General features: G+C 69.3%; 13 protein-coding genes and 3 pseudogenes. 7 read left to right on the plus strand and 9 right to left on the minus strand.

The annotated features are described in order from the left end of the window. The 4 genes and pseudogenes from AB0K60_RS21625 to AB0K60_RS21640 all read right to left on the minus strand — a co-directional run. Window positions 1-1,684 (minus strand): annotated as a pseudogene (locus AB0K60_RS21625) (hypothetical protein); the annotation flags it as partial. A gap of 1,039 nt (window positions 1,685-2,723) precedes the next feature. Then, on the minus strand, window positions 2,724-3,560 hold the full coding sequence (locus AB0K60_RS21630; protein WP_364058471.1) for a hypothetical protein: 837 nt from the start codon (window positions 3,558-3,560) through the stop codon (window positions 2,724-2,726). 111 nt (window positions 3,561-3,671) lie between these two features. After that, a pseudogene (locus AB0K60_RS21635) lies at window positions 3,672-3,797 on the minus strand (DUF4236 domain-containing protein); the annotation flags it as partial. A gap of 364 nt (window positions 3,798-4,161) precedes the next feature. Further along, entirely contained in the window at window positions 4,162-5,001 is an 840-nt protein-coding gene (locus AB0K60_RS21640) for an alpha/beta fold hydrolase (RefSeq protein ID WP_364057643.1), read from the minus strand. Window positions 5,002-5,099: 98 nt separating this feature from the next. On the opposite strand from AB0K60_RS21640, the gene AB0K60_RS21645 reads away from it, so the two are divergent. Continuing rightward, a complete protein-coding gene (locus AB0K60_RS21645; RefSeq protein ID WP_364057645.1) occupies window positions 5,100-5,921 on the plus strand; it encodes a GNAT family N-acetyltransferase in 822 nt (273 codons plus the stop codon). Window positions 5,922-5,979: 58 nt separating this feature from the next. Here AB0K60_RS21645 and AB0K60_RS21650 read toward each other — a convergent pair whose 3' ends face one another. After that, window positions 5,980-6,498: an SAM-dependent methyltransferase gene (locus AB0K60_RS21650; RefSeq protein WP_364057647.1), complete on the minus strand. Its 519-nt coding sequence runs from the start codon at window positions 6,496-6,498 to the stop codon at window positions 5,980-5,982. A gap of 379 nt (window positions 6,499-6,877) precedes the next feature. Continuing rightward, window positions 6,878-8,128, minus strand: a complete 1,251-nt coding sequence (locus tag AB0K60_RS21655) for a transcriptional regulator (RefSeq protein WP_364057650.1) — start codon at window positions 8,126-8,128, stop codon at window positions 6,878-6,880. A gap of 326 nt (window positions 8,129-8,454) precedes the next feature. Between AB0K60_RS21655 and AB0K60_RS21660 the strand changes: the two genes are divergently transcribed. From AB0K60_RS21660 to AB0K60_RS21680, 5 genes are all read left to right on the plus strand, one after another. Then, window positions 8,455-8,766, plus strand: coding sequence for a hypothetical protein (locus tag AB0K60_RS21660; RefSeq protein ID WP_364057653.1), 312 nt, complete (start codon window positions 8,455-8,457; stop codon window positions 8,764-8,766). Then, complete coding sequence (locus tag AB0K60_RS21665) at window positions 8,763-9,101, plus strand: hypothetical protein (RefSeq protein WP_364057655.1); 339 nt, start codon at window positions 8,763-8,765, stop codon at window positions 9,099-9,101. Before AB0K60_RS21660 ends, AB0K60_RS21665 begins: the two co-directional genes overlap by 4 nt. Before the next feature lie 124 nt (window positions 9,102-9,225). Then, window positions 9,226-10,248: a hypothetical protein gene (locus AB0K60_RS21670; protein ID WP_364057658.1), complete on the plus strand. Its 1,023-nt coding sequence runs from the start codon at window positions 9,226-9,228 to the stop codon at window positions 10,246-10,248. Between the two features lie 669 nt (window positions 10,249-10,917). After that, window positions 10,918-11,913 (plus strand): ATP-grasp ribosomal peptide maturase, encoded by a 996-nt coding sequence (gene tgmB, locus AB0K60_RS21675; RefSeq protein WP_364057661.1) that lies wholly within the window; start codon window positions 10,918-10,920, stop codon window positions 11,911-11,913. Continuing rightward, window positions 11,910-13,106 carry a methyltransferase domain-containing protein gene (locus AB0K60_RS21680; RefSeq protein ID WP_364057664.1) on the plus strand — a complete coding sequence of 399 codons (1,197 nt, stop codon included), beginning with the start codon at window positions 11,910-11,912 and terminating at the stop codon, window positions 13,104-13,106. The genes tgmB and AB0K60_RS21680 overlap by 4 nt, the downstream gene beginning before the upstream one ends. Before the next feature lie 445 nt (window positions 13,107-13,551). On the opposite strand, the pseudogene AB0K60_RS21685 reads toward AB0K60_RS21680, so the two are convergent. Beyond that, a pseudogene (locus AB0K60_RS21685) lies at window positions 13,552-13,878 on the minus strand (SAM-dependent methyltransferase); the annotation flags it as partial. 952 nt (window positions 13,879-14,830) lie between these two features. Here AB0K60_RS21685 and AB0K60_RS21690 point away from each other — a divergent pair. Then, on the plus strand, window positions 14,831-16,165 hold the full coding sequence (locus tag AB0K60_RS21690) for a GAF domain-containing SpoIIE family protein phosphatase (RefSeq protein ID WP_364057667.1): 1,335 nt from the start codon (window positions 14,831-14,833) through the stop codon (window positions 16,163-16,165). Window positions 16,166-16,167: 2 nt separating this feature from the next. Here the strand turns inward: AB0K60_RS21690 and AB0K60_RS21695 are convergent, their stop codons facing one another. Both AB0K60_RS21695 and AB0K60_RS21700 read right to left on the minus strand, forming a co-directional pair. Beyond that, complete coding sequence (locus tag AB0K60_RS21695) at window positions 16,168-17,508, minus strand: hypothetical protein (protein WP_364057670.1); 1,341 nt, start codon at window positions 17,506-17,508, stop codon at window positions 16,168-16,170. Window positions 17,509-17,646: 138 nt separating this feature from the next. Next, window positions 17,647-19,287 (minus strand): phospholipid carrier-dependent glycosyltransferase, encoded by a 1,641-nt coding sequence (locus AB0K60_RS21700; RefSeq protein WP_364057674.1) that lies wholly within the window; start codon window positions 19,285-19,287, stop codon window positions 17,647-17,649. Window positions 19,288-19,460: the final 173 nt, after the last annotated feature.

Consider the following 19,460-nt stretch of genomic DNA (forward strand, 5'->3'; position numbering starts at 1 on the left):
GCGCGGCGGCGTCCCGTCGCGGCCTGCACAAGAGCCGGGCCGCAAGGCGCGCGGCGGCGTCCCGTCGCGCGGACCGGTTGTCCGGGGCGGGCTCGCGATCCCGCTCCGGGGCGGCCTGACGCGGCGCGGGCTCGCGATCCGCCGCAGGCTCCTGGCCAAGGGCGGGCTGATGCGGGCCGCGGTTGTGATCGGGCCCCGCGGCGTTGGATCCCTCAGCCTCGGACACCTCGGCCTCGGGCTGGGCGGTGGTGGACGGATCAGCCTCGGGCGAGGCGGCCTCGGGCAGGGCCGTCTCCGGCACCGACCGGTCCGGTCGAGCCGTCCCCGGCGCAGAAGTCTCACGGGAGGCGGAGCCGGAGCCCCCGGGCTGAGGTCCGGCCCCCCGCGGCACACCCGGACGCGGCGCGGGCGGGTGCGCGACGCGCGGGCGCGGCGTGGAGGGTTCCGGCCCATCCGGTTCCGGCATGTCCGATTGCGGCATGTCCGGTTCCGGCACGGGCGAGTTCGGGACACCAGGCCGCGGCGCGGACGGTTCCGATCCGTCCGGTTGTGGCATGCCCGGTCGCCGCACCGACGGGTGTGAGGCGGCCGAGTCCGGCGCGGACGGGTGCGGGACACCCGGGTGCGGCGCGGACGGGTGCGCGACGCGCGGGTGTGGGACGCGCGGGCGCGGCGTGGACGGTTCCGGCCCATCCGGTTGTGGCATGTCCGGTCGCGGCGCCGAGGGGTCCGGGGCGGCCGGGGCCGGTGCGCCGCCGCCGGGCGGAGCGGCCGGGGAACCCGGGTGCGGTGCGGACGGGTGCGCGACGCGCGGGTGTGGGACGCGCGGGTGTGGGACGCGCGGGCGCGGCGTGGACGGTACCGATCCATCCGGTTGTGGCGTGTCCGCTTGCGGCGTGTCCGGTCGCCGCGCCGACGGGTCCGGGGCGGCCGGGGCCGGTGCGCTGCTGCCGCCGGGCGGAGCGGCCGGGGCACCGGGGGCGGCGGGCGCGGCGGAGTCGGAAACGGGGGTGGGGGTGGGGGTGTTACGGCCGGGGATCAGGCCGAGCATGCACATCAGCAGCACGTCGGCGCGGAGCTGGTCCATGGTGCGCGGGTCGCCGTTGTTCTTGAACGCCTTGGCCAGGGCGGTGATGCGGTTGGCGGCGGCGACGGTGGCGATCAGTGGCAGGTTCATCCCCAGCAGCGTGGCGGTGCCCTGCTCGTCCTCACGCACCTCCATGCGCCGGTCCTTCTGCGCCGCTTTGGCCTTGGCGGCGATCTCCTCGGGGGCGAGTTCGGCGAGTTTGGTGGCGACGAAGGCGCGCAACTGGCCCGTGGTCATCGAGGGGGCATGCGGGAGCACGGCGGCTTCCACGGCGCGGGTGGCGGCGGCGGAGACGCCGGTCAATCCGGTGGCGATGACGCGGGCGCGGGGCAGGTCGATCGCGGCGGACTTCAGCAGTGCCAAGGTGGCCGGGAGCTGGTGTACCAGCTGGTGGGACAGGGCTTGCAGGATGGCGGCTGAGTGCTCGGTGAGGGTCAGTGCGAGCGAGATCTCGCTGCCGGTCTCGGCAATGACCTGCGATTGCGTCATCCCGCGGGGGCGGGTGGCCTGGGCACGTGCCTCCAGTTCGGCCACCACCTCCAGTTCGGCTGCCTGGGCCCAGGAGGTCAGCCGTCGCCACCCGATCAACACCGACACCAGCTCATGATCCGGCAGCCGGCTCAACCCGCCTGACGCACCGGGCTTACCCGGCTGGCTGGACGCCTCCGGCTCCGTGCCGGATGACCCGGACGTGCCAGAACCGGAGGCACCCCGCACGGCCGAACCGTCGGATGTGCCATGCGGGCCTTGCTCGGTGGCCGTACCGGACGCGTCCGGCTCGCCGGGTGCAGCCCACATGCCTCGCCCGCCAGACGCCTCCGGGCCGTCCGGCTTGCCGTGGGCACCGGAGGTGACCCGTTCGCTGAGTGCGTCCGGCTCGCCCGATCCGGCGGACACGCCAGGCACATGTGGCTCGCCGGACGTGCCGGGCATGCCCTGCCCGGCGGTGGTGCCGGGTATACCCGGCCCGCCCTGTGCAACGGACGTGCTCCGTCCGCCATGTGCGCCTGGTTTGTCCGATCCGCCGGGGGTGCCAGAGGCGCTCGGGGTGCTCAGTTGGCCGGATGTTTGCGGCTCGCTCGGTTCGCTGAGTGGGCCGGGCATGTTGGAAGTGCAGGGCGTGCCGATCAGGCGGCCCAGTAGTACGGCCAGATCTGGACCTGGTGGCAGGGTCTCGGCATCTTCGGGAGAAAGGGGAGCGTCGCGATCAGGGAGGGTGATGGCGTGATCGGTTGTGTTTGTCACGGATCCGTTCTCCCTTCCCTTGTTTGGTGGCGAGCCGGGTTCCTGTACTGGCTATTGTCCCTCAATTCTATCGAACATGCGAACTAATCATTTGCGACATGACGGATTTGCCGTTACGAAGATGTCCGGTGTTTAGAAGATTTTTTCTATGAGGTGGGCAGTGGGCGCTTGTTTACTCGTTGTATTTGCTGGTAACCGCCTGCAGACCTGCACTGTCGGCGGTTCGTGGGAGGACTGAGGGCAAGGCTCGGTCTCCTCGCCGGAGCCTGACCTAGTGCGTCTTTCGTCGCCAGGTCAACTGTCGCCCTGGGTTGTCGGGGGCTTGGCAGAGGCTGCTCGGCCCTCCCATCGGCCCCGGTCTGCTCCTTTGGACGTGTTCAGGCGGACGTGTTCAGGGCTGGACGACCGGTGGCCGCGCGGAGGCTGCGGAGGTGAGGGCCGCGGCGACGATGTCGAGTGGCCGGGACTGTGAGGCATCCCACACCATGTGCAGGCCCTGCGGCCCGGTGAGGGTAAGGCGGCCCCACAGCAGGACGGGCAGTTGGCGGTTGTTCTTGAAGCGGCGGTCGGGGCCGCCGCTGACGTTTACGTACTGCCACGTCGTGTCAACGATGTGCGCGTCCGGGGGGAGCGGGCCGTCCTCGATGATCCGGATCGGCTGCGTGGTGATCCGTACCTGCTGGTAGGGGATGTCCGCGAACTCTTTGCCCTCGCTGATCAATATCCGATCGGGGAGGAAGTGCACCGCCCGGCTGCCTGTGGCCAGGGTGGGCACGGCGACGTTCGTGACGAGGACGCCGGGCCCCTTCATGTGGATAGTGGCCGGTTGGTTGCTGATCAGGCTGGAGGCTCCGGCGTTGACCTTGTACTGGTAGGTGGTCTCGATCGCGCCTACCTGGATGACCTGTCGCAGCGCACCGACCTGGCTGAGCATGCCCATGGCATTCACGATGGCGGCGAACCTGGTTGCGGCCTCGTCGTTGACGTCGTAAACGACCACGACCGAACGGGCCGCCTTATCGCGCAGGGCAAGCCAGATGATGGCGGGGATCCCAAGCGCGACCAGAAGGAGGCCCCACCGGCCGAGGAGGAGCCCGCACAGGAGCAGAACTCCCAATGCGAACGGCCATGACGGTCGTCGTTTTGCGGCCGTCCGCAGTTGGGCGACCAAATCGCTGGGGGCGGCCGACACGAGTTCTTGGACCGCCGCGCCGGTGATGTCGTACATCACGACGGGGCTCGGCGCGGGAGTGGGTGGGCGGTAAGGAGGGGGTGCCTGGGATGCGCCCGGGGTGGAACTGGTCGAGCGGTAGTAGATTCGATTGCCGCCTATGTGCACGTAGTTGCCACGTGGGCCGCTGTTCACCCGAAACCCTGGGACGCCGACCGAAACGCCCATTCCGGATGAGGACATAGTGAATCGGAACGGTCCAGCTTTGAGGTTATTGCGCGTATAGAAACTCATGGGGACTCATCGACGAGGTGTGTAGAGGTCGGCAGGGAGAGGGCGGTATGGACTCCGGCGAATGCATTATTGCCTGATTCCGCGCAGTCGCGGCGAGTGCGAGGCGCACGTACCCGCCTTACGCATCGTTCAGGCGTACGGCATCAGTGGCAGCAACGGCACCGCCGTCTCGATCGCTCGGACCGCGGCCTTATTCACGCCATTCCGCCTTCCAAACGTGCACCGATGCTCGTATTCGCCGGTGAAGCCTGTATGGATCGTTCCAGAAGGCGGTGTCTGCGGACATCGGGTACGTCGGGGACGGCGGAACACTGGAGAACGTCCGCTGGGGTGATCCTGCGAGCATCCGCAGCCGCTGGGGTGGCTAGGGCTTGCCGAGGTGGCGGGTGAGGAAGTCGGCGATCGTGCGGGTCAGTGTGACGCGGTGGTCGGAGAAGGCGTGGTCGGTGGGGAAAAGGTGGTGTTCTAGGTGGTTGACCGGGTGGGCGAGGTAGGCGTCGACGACCGGGCGGAAGTGCTCGGCCTCGACGGCGATGGTGTCGCGTGCGGCGCCGATCAGCAGTACGGGGCGGTCGGCGAGGCGCGGGGCGAGGGCGGGCAGGCTCCACGCGTCGCCGGTGGCCTCCAGTTCGGCGGCCAGCGCCTCGCCGCTGGTGCCGCGCAGGGGGTGGAGCGAACCGTCGAACGACTCGACCCACGAGGCTCGTGCCGAGGGGTCGGTACGGCAGGCCGAGGCGACGCTTCCGAAATCGACCGCGGCGAGGGAGATGACCGCGGCGATCGACGGGTCGGCGGCGGCGGTCATCAGGGCGGTGAAACCGCCGAGGCTGTGGCCGGCGATCGCCAACCGTTCGGGGTCGAGTCGGTGCTCGCCCGCGAACTCCGGGGCGCGGACGGCGGCGGTGACGGCGGCGGCGTCGGCGAGTACGTTCGTCCACGACCAGGAGCCGCCCACGCCCCAGGAGCCGCGGTAGTGGAATACCAGGGTGGCGTACCCGGCGCGGCGCAGCGCCTGCGCGATGTCGAAGTTGCGCTCGTTGCCGGGGAAGCCGTGCAGGAACACCACGATCGGGTGGAGACCTGGACCGGCGGGCACGTGCAGCACTCCGAACAGTCGCTCGCCGCCGCTGGTGAAGGTGACGAACGGAGTGCTCGCCGGGGGAGCGGCGTCGCTCGGAGGGTCGGTGAAGAGGGCGTCGGTCATGGTCGCGGAACTCCTCGGGCGGGGAGATCTAGGATGCCGAGGCTAACATCGCCGCTCAGACGTACCCTCATGCGGTATGAGGCGATTTCCGGAAACCGATGCGTGAGCTGACGACGGCCGACGAGGTTCGTTCCGCGTCCGCCGACGACACTTTGATCATGTGGGCCGCGCAGGGTCTGAGACCGGGCGCACGCGCCTGGGCGCTGGGCGACAGCATCGCCGTCGCCTGCCCCGATCTGTTCCGGCGCGATCGCGTCTTCGTCCTCGGCGAGCCCGCCGAGGCCGCCGCCCTGGCACGGCACGCCCTCGCCGAATGCGGCCCCAGCTACCGCGTCCTGGGCGACGAGTCCCTGCTCCGCGAGGTCACCCTCCGCGTGCCGGAACTGCGGTTCAACGCCGTCTTCGGGTGGATGGATACCGATCGTCCCACCGGTGCGACGACACCGCCCATTGAGGCGGGTACGGCGGTGCGGGACGTGACCGGAGAGTCGGGGAACGGCGGGCCGGGCGAGGCGGGTGACGAGGTGGCGGACGTTCGCTGGCTCCCGCCGTCGGACGATCCCGATGTGGCGGCCCTGCTGAGGGTGGCGTCGCCCTCCGCCTGGGCGCAGCCCGGGATCTCCGGTGTGCGGCGGTGGGCGGGTCTGCGGCGGAACGGCGAACTCGTCGCCGTCGCGGCCGACGCGTGGTCCGCCCCGGCCGTGGGTTTGATCGCCGGTGTGGCCACCGATCCTGCGCACCGGGGGAAGGGGTACGCCGAGGCCGTGTGTCGGCTGGCGGCCACCACCTTGGTCGCCGCGCATGGCCGGGTGGCGCTGATGGTGGACGCGGACAACTTCCGTGCCATCCGGCTGTACGAACGTCTCGGGTTCGTCGGCCGGGCGATCGCCACCTCCAGCGTCGGTGGCCGATCTGACTGAAGTGGGCCGTTCCTGAGGGGTTCGCGGTGGGCGGGGTCGCCGGGGTGATCGGTGGGCTTCAGCGTTTGAGTCCGACGCCGCAGAAGCCCGCCACCTCCGGTGGCTCGCCCCACTGCGTCTCCTCGGGACGCCACCGCGACATTGACACCAGGCCGGGTTCCACCAACTCCAGGCCGTCGAAGAAGCGGAGGATCTGCTCCTTGCCGCGGGCGGTGAGCGGGGTGTCCGCGTTGGCGTTGTACTCCTCCTGCGCGGCGGCGTTCGCGGTGACGACGGCCTGGTCGCCGATGTCGAAGGTGGCGTGGGTGAGCGCCATGAAGGGGCCGGGGGCCAGCGCGTTCACCAGGCGGGCCACGATTCCCCGGACCTCGTCGAAGTCGGGGACGAAGTGCAGGATTCCCAAGAGCATCAGGCCGATGGGCTGGTCGAAGTCGAGGGTTGCGGCCGCTTTGGCGAGGATGTCGTCGGGTTCGCGCAGGTCCGCCTGGAGGTAGTCGGTGGCGCCTTCGGGGGTGCCGACCAGCAGGGCCTGGGCGTGGACCAGGACCAGCGGGTCGTAGCAAGCCGGGTTGTGCACACGGATCGCGGTAGTCTGCGCGCTTGCGCACACGCCGCCCTGCCCTGGTCGGAGTCGTGCCGGTGCGGAGGACGCGGAACGGGCAGGGTCTTGTGTGGATGGCTCTTGCGCCACTTCCCTCCGTCCCCGATGGCTGCCTCTGGCGCGACTGCCGCCCGGGTTCTGTCAATCCCGGCTTCGCGTGTCCATCGCCCGGCACCTTCCTCGCGCGCTGGTTGTCCTGCCCGCGGTGCCGGGATTGACAGGTTCCGGGTGCCGCGCATCATCGGGCAGCGGGGGCGGGGATACGGCGAGAACCACAGCTTGATGTGTGTAGGGAAACTCGTCACACGGCAGAACGGCAGAGTAGGCAAGATGCCCGGGATGCGGATACCGCGTTTCAGGCGCTTAGCGGATATCTGGCGAGGAGGTCTCGCACTTCGGCGATGTCGCGGTACGGTTCGAGCCGGTTGAGCACGAGACGGGTTCGCGTGGTAGTTCTGTCGCTGGCCACGTCCGCCGACACTTCGCACATGCGTCGGGCGGCGTCTGCGGCCTCTTCCGGTTCGTTGGCATCCAGCAGGGCCACCGCAAGCCAGGAAAGATAGAGCGCCAGTTCCCGCGCATGGGTCGTGTCGTAGCGGGCTAGTACGTCAGTCAACAGCGGCACAGCTCGAAGGGGCCGTCGTAGTTCGGTGTAGACCCGGGCTTCCATGACCTGTAGTTCCCCGTGATCTACCCAGTAGAGGTAGGAAGGGGCCGTCGGTCCGTGGTCGCTTGCGAGCGCGGTTTCAGCTTCACCGAGGGCATGCATGGCGGCCTGTGCATCGTTGTGCCGAGCGTGCGCCCATGCCAACCGATCCCAGGCGAGCGCTCGCGCGAGGGCTGGCGCATCGGGTTCTGCGGTGTCTAAAGCAGCGCGGCTGAGCTGGACTCCTTCGTACGTATCACCGATGTTGGCCACCTGGTAGGAGAGCGAGCCGATCAGATTTGATTCCAAAGTACGGTCTCCAGCCTCGCGGGCCGCGCTGATCCCGAGGCGATAGGTCTGCGCGGCCTGCTCGTGTTTGCCCGCATCTGACGCGATCCATCCGGCTATCTGTGCGTACTCACCGATGGTCGTCAGGAGAGCGCGTCCCACGTCGTCCGTGTGGGTGCTTTCTCGGTAGATCCGTACGGCGGTGTTGAGTTCGCGGAATGCGGGACCGATCAGATCGTCGCCACCGAGCACATCATCGGCGAGTCTTAGCCCGTGCACGCGGGCCGACAAGTCGGTCACTGTGCTCATTCCGACGCGTCGTCCGCCCCGGGTGGGGAGCGGTGCTAACAGCTCACCTTCAGGCAAGATCGAAGCGAGCACCTGTGCGGGGTCCGTCCCTGGGGGCATCACCGCGTCGGCGAACAACTCGCGTTCTTCGAGGCGGAAGACTCGTGAGAGCAGCACCGGATAGGGGTCGCGAGGCCGGTACCTGCCAGCCTCCCAGTTCCGGATGGAGCGGACGAGCGATGTTCGTTCCGGCATCGGAATGCCGAGCTTCGCAGCGGCCTGGGCGAGGCGCTTGGCCAGGTCCTTTTGCGACCAGCCGCGTTGCCGACGCTCGGCGAGCAGGCGAGCCGCCCAGTGGGGAAGGTCAACCGTCGCGTCGGGCATGGCGGGCACCTTAGGGGTCGGGAACACCTTCCTCTAGTTTCCCCTATCGCCCTCTGGCTGGTGCGCGTGCGCGGCGTTGAGATTGGTGCACCAATGAAGACGGCCCCGGCCGGTGCGTGAACACCGGTGGTCCGGGGCCTCGATCGGAAGGAGCTCCGATCTATGAGAGACCTTACTGTCATCGGCTCGTTCGTGGAACTTCCGGCGTTGGGCCGGTTTGTGTCGTGGTGGGTGGTTGGTCATCTGCCGTTGGCGGCCTACGGGGCTACCGCGTCGGTGATCGTCGGCGTCTGGTTCTTCGCCGTCTTGACGGTGTGGGGGCGGCGATGACGACGGCGCGTGCGGGCAGGCACGGCGGGGGGCGGCATCGTGCGGGGGCGGCGTGTACGCCGTGGGCGCGGGTGCGCTGGGATGTGCGGGAGCGCGCGGCGGCGGCGGGGCTGGATGCGATCGAGCCGGGATGGCTGGTGATCTGGCGGCTGTGGGCGCGGCGGTTCTACGCGGTTCCGGCGTGGCCGCTGCCGTGGGCGGGGCTGCTGGGGGTCGAGTCTCGGACGGTCGCGGGCCTGCAAGAGGAGATGCGGCGGGCCGAGCGGGCCGGGTGGGCCGATGGGTCCGAGCGGTTGGGGGCGGCGTGAGCGGCGGGGGCGGGGATGTCCCGCGCGTGGTCTACCGGCCGCCGTTGTTCGTCTACGCCGCCGATGGCGGGGACGGGCACGGGATGCGTGGGGTGACCGACGCCTACGAGGTGGCGGCGGGCCGGGTGGCGGTCGCGTTGCGGGAGATGCCGCCGGGGTCGTCGGGGAGTGTCCGGGGGGCTCGTCTGGACATGACGGCGTTTCCGTTTCCGGCCTACCGGTATGGGGCGGTGGTGGCGCGGGCGTGGCGCGATGAGCATTCGGGCGCGCTGGTGGTCGCCGACGGCCCGGAAGGTGAGGACCACGATATGGCCGTGGAGGGCTGGCATGAGTGATCTTCTGATGGAGAGGGGCGAGGAAACCATGGCAGGGCCGGATTTGCGCGTGGGCGATCGGGCGGGCTGGGCTGGAACGGGCGGGCCTGTGTCGGGCGGGTCTGGGCCGGGTGGGTCTGGGGGCGTGTCGGGCCGGTATGCGGCCGGGCGGTTGTGTGAGGAGCTGGCGGCCTGGGGGGTGGTCGGGGTGGTGTTGGAGTCGGGGCCGGTGGTGGCGGTGTCGGCGGGTGAGGTTCTGGTGTGGGTGGAGCGTGGGCCGGGTGGCGGGTGGGGGTGGGTGTGGGCGACGGGGCGGGTGAATCCGGCGACGGGGCGTCGGGTGCGGACCTGGTGCGCGTGGCCGAATGCGGGGGCGGCGGCGCGGCGGGTGGCGGAGCGGTCGCGGGAGGCGGTCATCTGCCGGGAGCGGGGAGAGGGGGACGGTGCGGGGGGCTGGGGTCTCGCGATGCGGGATGTGCCGTTGCGGCATGGGTTCGCTTTGGGCGATGTGGAGCGGCTCGCGTGGGTGGCGGCGCGGCGGTCGCGGTGGTCGGATCAGACGCTGTTCGTCCATGATCGTTATCTGGTCGCGTTGTCGGCGATCGCCGAGGAGCTTTTCGCGCGGCCGGGGGTGCCTGAGGCGCGGGTGCTGGTGGACTGCGGGGTACGGGCGATCTCCCGGCATGTGTTCGCCGAGAGGCGTGAGCGCGGGGTGAGCGACCGTCCGGATCGGGGGCGCCGGGTGCGGGAGGGAGCCTGGGCCGCGATGCCGCGTTTTGAGGCGTTCTGGTACACGGCCGCCTCCCCGGTGGTCGCGCATGAGGAGCGTGTAGTGGAGGTGGTGGCGCTGGGGCAGGTCTGGGCGCGGCTGAGCGGGCGTAACCGGGAGGTGCTGGCGGCGCTGGCCGAGCATGGCACGTATGAGGGTGCCGCTGCGGCGCTGGGGGTGTCCAGGGTCAGTGTGTCCACGCTGGTGTACCACGCTCGTAAGCAGTTTCTTCGGTTGTGGCATGAGGGTGAGGAGCCGTCGCGGCTGTGGGGGCGTGGCGTGCCGAGGAATCCTGAGTTGCGCAGGTACACGTCGTCGGGGGCATGGGCGCTGGGCACGCTGCGCAGAAGAGATCGAAAGCGCTTGAAAAGGCGGCGGCGTGAGGGAGAGGCGAGGTGAATGCGCCAGTCCTGCCCCTGCTGTGCAGTGGGGGGCGCGGAACGTAGGCGACATCAAGCCTCGTCACGGATTCGCGATGGCTGATATCGAGGGTTTGGCCAGGGGTCGGTAAACAGTGGAGCGCTTTCGTGAACTAGATTCCACGGGCACGGCGATGGGTGTTTTTGGAGGATTCGCATAAAGAGAGAAGGGAGGCGATGCCGCGTCACTGGGAAGGTGGGGAAGAGTGTTTTGTGCACCCTGAAACCGAATAACATGCGCACCACGATTAACTTGTGTCAGCTTCAACGGAAACATCTCGTCAAAGGGTTGGCGGTAGGCTACCCTCGACGTGGATTCGGAGGTATCCATCTGACGGAAGGAGAAAGATGCGGACACAGTCTAGGGAATCGCTACACCCCTGGATATTGGAGCATTCGCCCGATGGTGAATCGCGCGGGCAGATCGCGCGTGTAGGCGATGTGTTCCCGTTGGACCCAAGCGGGCATCGGTTGCTGGCCAGTGGCGAGGCTCCATCGCCGGTACGTCCGTGGGGACTGCGATTCGCGCGGAGGATGCAGCCTCGGGCGGGAGACCACGAGGGCGGGACGAAGGAGACGACCGGTATGCCTGATGGCCAGAATCCGTCCGGCGAAGAGACCAGCAACGACTAAAAGGAGGCATGCGGGTATGTCCGCCCGAGTCATGGTGTTGATCCTTGCGGCTGATCACGACAGGACGGTTGATCGTGTCGCTGCGGAGTTGACCGGGCGAGGGGTGCCGGTGACCCGGGTGGACACCGCCGATTTCCCGATCGGCCTGCGACTGGGGGCCAGTTTCAGCAACGGGGCGGGGCACTGGGGTGGACGGCTGACCGGCCACACTGAAGGCGGCCGTTCGGTTCTGGTGGATCTGGCCGAGGTGACCAGCGTGTACTACCGGCATCCGACGCAGTTCCGGTTGCCGGAGGGCATGTCAGGGCCGGAACGGATATTCGCCTACAACGAGGCCCGGCGGGGTTTCGGCGGGGTGCTCCAGGCTCTTGATTGCCTGTGGGTGAATGACCCGGTGCGGTCGGCTGCCGCCGCGTACAAGCCAGTGCAGCTTGCGGCGGCAGCGGCCGTGGGTCTGCGGGTGCCAGATACCGTCATCGCCAACGATCCGGAGTACATACGCTCCTGGGCGGCCGGGTTGGGGCGGCCGATCATCTACAAGCCGGTGGGCGGGATCTGGCATCCCGAGGCCGGCGAGATACGGATGATCTATACAGAGCGTGTGGAGGATCTCGGCTGGTTGCGGGACGCGGGACTGGATCTGACGGCGCACATGTTCCAAGAATGGGTGGAAAAGGCCCATGAGGCGCGGGCGGTGGTGATCGGGGGTCAGGTCTTCACCATGGCCATACACACTGATTCACCGGCGGGGCGGGTGGACTGGCGGTCGGACTACGACGCGAATCGGTATGAACCAGTAGAGTTGCCCGCCGGTGTCCGCAACGGTTTGATCCGGCTGCATGAACGCCTGGGCCTGGTGTTCGGGGCGTGTGACCTGATCCGGACGCCCGAGGGTGAATGGGTGTTTCTGGAGACGAACGTGACCGGTGAGTGGGGCTGGCTGGAAGCCAATTGTGGAGTGCCGATCGCCAAGACGATCGCCGACGTGCTGGAAGCGGGGCGTGTGAAGTGAATGGCTTCGACGGCGAACGGGCCGCGCGAGGACTCGCGGAAAGACTCGCCGATGAACTGGTGGAGTCCGGGGACATCACCGACCTTCGATTGCGGGATGTCTTCGCCCGGACTCCTCGACATGTTTTCGTTCCGCATTTCGCAGTCACCACCAACACGCCTCGCGGTACGCGTTATGAGCTGCGGAGTGGGAGCAACAGTGAGCAGCATGACGAGTGGTTGAAGGCCGTGTACTCGAATGAGACACTGCTCACTCAGGTCAATGGCCAGCCGGTAGAAAAGATCTTCGCCGGGGGAAGCGGGTTCGGCAGGCATTCCAGTTCGTCAACCGCGCCAGGGTTGATGGCCTGGATGCTGGGGGTCTTAGCGCTGTCGCGGGGGAATCGGGTTCTGGAGATCGGCACCGGGACGGGTTACAACGCGGCGCTGCTGAGTGAGCGGCTGGGCGCGGGCCAGGTGACCACGATCGACATTGACGAGCAACTCACTGGCCTGGCACGTGAGCGGCTGGCGTCGATTGGGCTGCGTCCGTGCGTTGTGACCGGGGACGGACGGGCAGGATATCCGGCGAACGCTCCCTATGATCGGGTGATCTCCACGTGCGGGCTCGGGTACATCCCCCCGGCGTGGATCGAGCAGAGCGAACCGGATGGGCTGATCTTGGCCAACGTGGGCGGGATGCTCGGCGGGGCGATGCTTCTTGCGGCGGTGGAGGAGGGCAACACCGCTCGGGGTCGGTTCCTGCGCCGGTGGGCGGGCTTCATGCCATCGCGTCACGCCCAGCCGAACGACGTTGGCTACTCCAAGGCCGCGATCTCCGGCACGACAGCGGTTTCTCCGGATGTGCTGGACGATCCGGCGTTTGGATTCCTGGCCGAGCTGCACATTCCTCGGGCACGGCGCTATTGGGCCACCGATGCGGAGGGACGGAACATCACCGGCCTGAAGCGGCATGACGGATCATGGGCCGAGGTGCACAAGGCGGGGCGTGACGGAGAGCAGCATGTGAGGCAGGGCGGGCCTGAGCGTCTTTGGGACCGTATTGAGGAGGCATACGGTCTATGGGAGGAGAAGGGGCGGCCCGACTGGTCACGATTCTCCTTCGAAGCACGGCCTGACGGGCAGATCATCGCGCTAGAGGATCGGCAATGGCGGCTGCCTGTAGAAGCGATAGACGAAGCGTCAGTGCTCTAGGTGGTGCTGGTCTCAGCGCTGCTGGCCTGTTGAGCGTCGGGCGGGGCCGCTTTGGAGCGGCGGGCGGCGGGCGAGCACGGCCCTCCAGGGCCGCGCGCAGTCCCGCCTGGCCCGGGAGCGGAGGCGCGGCGGCCCCGGCCGGGCTCGCGTCAGCGAGCCCCTTGAACCAGTGAAGAAACTTTGAGCCAATCGCCAGCGAGGTTCGGCCGCTGGGCTGGGTGGCGTTCGATGCTCGATGCTCGCGGGTGGCGCGCACGCGCGCTCCTTGATCTTCCATAAGAACAATTCGGCAACTGGGCGGGGCTGTTGAGTGGGGGGTTTGTCAGTGCCCCGAGTGGGAGAGCGGCGGATGGTGCCTGCCACGACGGATGCGCGGGTGGGTGGGCGGGCCGCGACCGGCACAATCAAACGATCATGAGGCGTGCGCACTACCCGATAATCTACGGTCGTTGTCGACGTAGACGATGCGGCAGCGGGGGTCCACCCGCTGGGCGACCTCGTGTGTGTTGTCCATGGTGGGAAGCCCGGTGCCGATGTCCAGGAATTGCCGGACGCCCTGTTCGGCGGCCATGAACCGGACGGCGCGGCCGAGGAAGGCGCGGTCCGCGCGGGCGATGTCGTCGATCTGGGGGAAGGTCCGGCGGTACTGGTCGCCCGCCGCACGGTCGACGGGATAGTTGTCCTTCCCTCCGAGGAAGTAGTTCCACACCCTGGCGCTGTGCGGAACGCTGGCGTCGATCTGGGGCAGCGGTGTGCCCGAATCGTCGGTCATGAGCCTCCGTTCTTCGCGGGTTCGGGGGAAGGTGCCTGTGCGCCGCACAGGTCACTCCCTCCAAAGATCATTGCGCCTGTACGCCGCCGGTGCGCGGCTTTGGGCGGACGCGGGGTGGAATCGCCGCCGGGTACGGCCGGGCGGATGCTCGGAGCGGCTCCGGCATGCCGGTCCCGCTCCCGGGGCCACCGTGCGCCGCCTTACCTCCTCCCTGACTGGTGGGGCGTGGGCGATTGTGTGAAGTATTCATGTTTCTCGCTTCGGTTATCAGAGTGAACCGAAACCGGAATATGATTCTGGACCATCCGTATTGTCGCCGTACGAGGGATGTGATCATAGATGGGAGGTTGAGGCGTTGTCGGGGGTAGAACCTGGGGAATTCAGGCAATTGCGAAACTTGAAGTCACGACATGTCGTACATGCTTCTCTAGCATGTTCCCGAAGGGTGCTCGGAGGCGTATTCTTGACCTCCCGGGGGGCGGGCAAGGGGAGGGGAACGCGTGGTGGCGTTCCGCCAGGGCGGAGCTGGGCACGAGCGGTGAATCAGTACTTCATAATCAAGGACCCGCGGGCGGTGTTGCGCGGGGAAAGGCTGAGTGGGGCGTCCTCCGCTCAGGAGCGACTCGCCTTCCTCAACGACGCGAGCAGCGCGATCGGCAGAAGCCTGGATTTGTGGGAGATCTGCCGCGAGTTGGCGAGCGTGGTGGTGCCTCGCTTCGCCGATACCGTGGCCGTTCTGGTGCAGGACACGCTCGTCACCGACGGCGATTTACCGGCGCATGCCTCGGATGGATGCGCGTGGATTCGCCGCATGGCGACGGCCGTCGCCGTTTCCAACCCCTGGGATTGGGATAGCGCTTTTCCCATCGGAGAGGTAACCAAATATCCCTCCTATAGCTGGTACTGGCCGCATGACCCGCGCATCGGACGGCAGTCCATCGCGCTCGAGGCCATGGACGCGGAATTCGCGCAGGAAATCGCGGACCAACTCGGCCGCGACGAGATCAAGCAGTTGATGGCGGACCGTCCCTTTCTCGCGGTCCCGCTGCTGGCCCGCGACAACCTCGTCGTGGGCCTCATCATCTTCACCCGGAACCCGGGCAGCGAGCCGTTCCTGGAGCAGGACGTCGCGCTCGCCGAGGAACTCGCGGGCCGTACCGGCATCAGCATCGACAACGCCCGCCTGTACGCCCGCGAGCGCCGCACCGCGCTCACCCTGCAGAGCAGCCTGCTGCCCAAGGAGCTGGCCAAGCCGCTCGGCCTGGAGATCGCCTCCAGCTACCTGCCCGCCAGCGACCCGGCCGGGGTCGGCGGCGACTGGTTCGACGTGATCCCGCTGTCGGGGTTCCGCGTCGCCCTGGTCGTCGGGGACGTGATGGGCCACGGCATCCGGGCCGCCGCCACGATGGGACAGTTGCGCACCGCCGCGCGTACGCTCGCGAGCCTGGACCTCCCCCCGGCGGAGGTGCTGGCCCGGCTCAATCAGATGATGCAGGACCTGGACGACTCCCAGCTCACCACGTGCGTCTACGCCACCTACGACCCGGTCACCAACGAGTGCGTGCTCGCCCGCGCCGGGCACCTGCCGCCGATCCTGCTGCACCCCGGCGGCCGGACCGAGCTGATCGACGTGCCCGGCGGCCTTCCGCTCGGCATCGGGCGGGACGCCTACCGGGAGCGGGCGGTCACCCTGCCGCGCGGCTGCGTGCTGGTCCTCTACACCGACGGCCTGGTCGAGAACCGGTACCAGGACATCGACGCCGGCATCAACATCTTCCGCGCCATGCTCTCCGGGGCGCGCTGCGACCTGAAGACGATCCGCGCGAGCATCGAGAGCAACCGGCGGGTCGGCGACGACCGCGACGACATGGCGCTGCTGGCGGCGAAGGTACGCGGGCTGCCCCCGGACCGGCTGGTCCGCTGGACGCTGTCGGCCGGGCCGCGGACCGGCGACGAGGCCGCCCGGCTGGTCCGCGAGACGCTGCGGCTGTGGCATCTCGACCATGCCGCGGAGTCGGGGGAGCAGCTCGTGCGGGATCTGATCGCCGACTGCGGCGTGCACGAGCGGGAGTCGATCGAGATACGGCTGCTGCGCGGCGACACCCTGGTCTACGAGGTCGCGGCCCCGGCCGTGCCCGTTCCGCCCAGCCTGCCGCCCGACCATGACTGGGACCCGGTGCCGCCGCGCGCGTCCTGGTCCGCCTACCGGTCGGGCACCCGCTGGGCCGGCGACGGCCGGATCCACTGGTGCGAGCAGAACATCGGCGAGGCGGCGGTCACCCTGTAGGGTCAGCGGGGAGAGACGTACCGCCGGGGGCGGAGCGCGTGCGCGCGCAGGGCCGCCAGGGCGGCGGCCTGGCCCGCCGGGGTGAGCTGCTCGGAGCCCTCCTTGGGAGCGGCGCGCAGCCCGAGGGCGTCGAGGCGGCGGCGCAGGCGGGCCAGGAGGCGTGACGCCCGGCGGCCGTGCGTCGCCTCCGGCGGCGCCGGGGAGTCCCGCGGCGTGGACGCGCGGCGGTCGTCGACCGCGGCGACCTCGGCGACCCTGGCGGTGAGCTCGCCGTCGCGCAGCGGGCGGCCCTCGGCCAGGATCATCAACGCGACCTCACGCATCGTGAACTCGGACTCGTCCTCGCCGAACTCGGCGGCGGCCAGCACGTTCGTGGCGGCGTCCCACATCGCGCCCGGGTCGTCGAGCAGCCGCCGGCCCTCCCTGGTGATCCTTAAGGTCCCTCCGGTACGGCGAAGCGCCCCCAGCTCACCCCGCGCGATCCCGTGCAGCGTGACCAGCTCGGGCACGTCGGCCTCGGAGCGCGGCGCCCGCCCGTCCGGATCGCCCCAGCCGAACCGCCCGGCCGCCTCGACCACGACCGCGCGGGCGAGGTTGTGCCGCCGGGTCAGCGGCACCCCCGCCACGCCCAGCTCAAGCAGCCAGCGCAGCGGCTCCAGGTGGGCCTCCCGCGGCGGCGGCACCGGGGCGTGCAACCGTACCTCGAACGGCTGGGCGAGGGCGCGGCGGGCGGTGCCGCGGCCGAGCACCCAGCGGTTGAGCCGCTCGCCGTGCACCCGCTGCAGCCAGTTGTCGCCGCCCAGCTCGGGGCGCGGGGCGAGCAGCCACCGGCTGGTGAGCCGCTCCCGCTCCCGGGTCGCGCCGGGGGTCAGCTCGCCGGAGACGACGGCGAGTTCGAGTGCGGCCGAGCAGGCGCCGTGCGCGGCCAGCTCCTCCGGCCCCATGATCGAGCTCCAGGCCAGCTCGGGCACGTCGGGCGGGAGCACCCCGGTCGCGTCGAGCGCCCGCTGGTAGGCCGCCAGGCCCGCGTCCTCGCCCTGTTGCCGGTAGACGCGCAGGATGCGGGCGGTGGTGGCGGAGAAGCACAGGGCCGCGTAGCGCTCCATGCCGCCCATGCGCAGCAGCCGGCCCAGCGCCCGCGCGATGCCGAGGCGCTCGCCCTCGGCGACCTCCGTCTTGCAGGGGAGCGTGTACCAGAGGAACTCGCACACATCCAGCTGGGCGACCGTCTCCAGCGGCTCGCCGCCGGTGAGCCAGTCCACGGCGAGCCGGGCCGCGTCGGCGGCGGCGGGATCATCGCGCTCCAGTTCGAGCAGCAGCGCGGCGACGTCCGGTGCGGGCATGCCCCGCAGTCTGCCGTATGCGCCGTTGCCGTACGCACCGTGGCCGTATGCGACATGGCCGTACGCGACCTGGCTGTGCCGCCGGCCGAAGCCGCGTCCCCGAAACCGCCTCACCCTATGTCCCAACCAGACCCTCGATCAGATCCATGAGTCGAACAGCATGCGTCGATGCCATTCGGCGTGGGTGACGAGTTCCCCGGCGAGCACCGGGTACAGCCACCAGAAGTTGATCAGCGCGAGCAGCGTGAAGGCGCCCACCACGATCGCGCCGTTGAACCGCCGTCGCTGCGACGCCCCGGCGGTGCCGATGAGCAGCCCGGCCATGAGCACGAGCGCCAGGATCATGAACGGCACCATCGGCAGCGCGTAGAACTGGAACATGGTGCGGTTGTCGGCGAGGGCGAAGTAGAACCACGGCAACCATCCGACCGCGAGCGCGAGCAGGACCGCCCCGGCGCGCCAGTCGCGCGTCGCGACGTAGTAGGCGATCGTCGCGATGATCGCCACGAGCGCGCCGTACCAGATGACCGGGGTGCCGGTGCCGAGCACGGCCTGCGCGCACTCGGTGGCGCCGCACCCGGTGGGCTTGTCGCCCCAGTAGAACGCCACCGGCCGCTGCAGCAGCGGCCACTGCCACGGCTCGGACTGGTAGGGGTGCTTGGCCTCCAGGGTGGTGTGGAAGCCGAGCACCATGAAGTGGTAGGAGAACCACGAGCGCACCGAGTCCACGACGAAGAACACCGGCCCGTTGGCGGTCGCCTGGGCCCAGTTGCGGCCGTATCCGAGCGGCGTGGCGAACCAGCCGATCCAGCTCGCCACGTAGGTGACCGCGGGCAGGAGGCCGAGCGCCGCCAGGCCGGTCGGCAGGTCCAGCGTCATCGTGCCCAGGTACGGCTTGCGCAGCCCGACGGCCCGCCGCGCCCCGGCGTCCCACATCAGGCTCAGTACGGCGAAGCCAATCAAAAAGTAGATCCCGCTCCATTTGGTGGCGCACGCCGCGCCCAGGCACAACCCGGCCGCGAGCCGCCACGGCCGCAGCCCGAGGCTCGGCCCGACGTCGTTCAGCGGCGACCGCTCGTACCAGTCGGCGAGCCGCTCGCGCGTCTTGTCGCGGTCCACGACGAGGCAGGCGAACCCGGCGAGCACCCAGAAGGTGAGGAACCCGTCGAGCAGCGCGAACCGGCTCAGCACGAAGTGCAGGCCCTCGATCGCCAGCAGGAACCCGGCCAGGCAGCCCAGCAGCGTCGAGCGCGTCATGCGCCGCGCCGTGCGGGCCAGGATGAGGATGCCGAGCGTGCCCACGACCGCCGCGGCGAACCGCCAGCCGAACGGGTTCGCCCCGAAGATCCACTCACCCAGGCCGATCATCCACTTGCCCAGCGGGGGATGCACCACGTAGGCCGCGCAGTCCTGGGCCTGGTCGGCGGCGCACTGCTTCCAGATGTCGGTGCTGCCGGCGATCAGCGTCTTGTCCGCGCCGTCCACGGCGGTGCGCTCGACGCCGAACTCGATCAGCGACAGCGCGTCCTTGGCGTAGTAGGTCTCGTCGAAGACGACCGAGTCCGGGGTGGCCAGGTTGAAGAACCGCAGGAAGCCGCCGAACAGGGTGACGATCAGCGGCCCGATCCAGCCCCACCGCGGGTTGCCGGGCATCGCGGGCACCAGCCGGTTCCGCATCGAGCCGGACTCATGTCCCGCCCCTGACGCGGGGTCATGAGCCGGCGCCGAGGGCTCCCACGGATGCTCGGACGCCTGGTTCTGGTAGTCGGTCACGGCCACCCGGCCATCGTACGGGGCAACGATTAACCCGAACCTAAGAAACCGGACTGTATGCCCTATATGACTGGTTTCCCGAGAAGCTTTCACCCGTGGGGAACACCGGGCGGTGGGCGCGCGGACGCTTGGTGCGGGCGGCAGGATGGGCGGATGGGCAGAGGAAGTGACGGCCTTGT

The organism is Thermopolyspora sp. NPDC052614, from assembly GCF_040678635.1.
GTDB lineage: Bacteria > Actinomycetota > Actinomycetes > Streptosporangiales > Streptosporangiaceae > Thermopolyspora.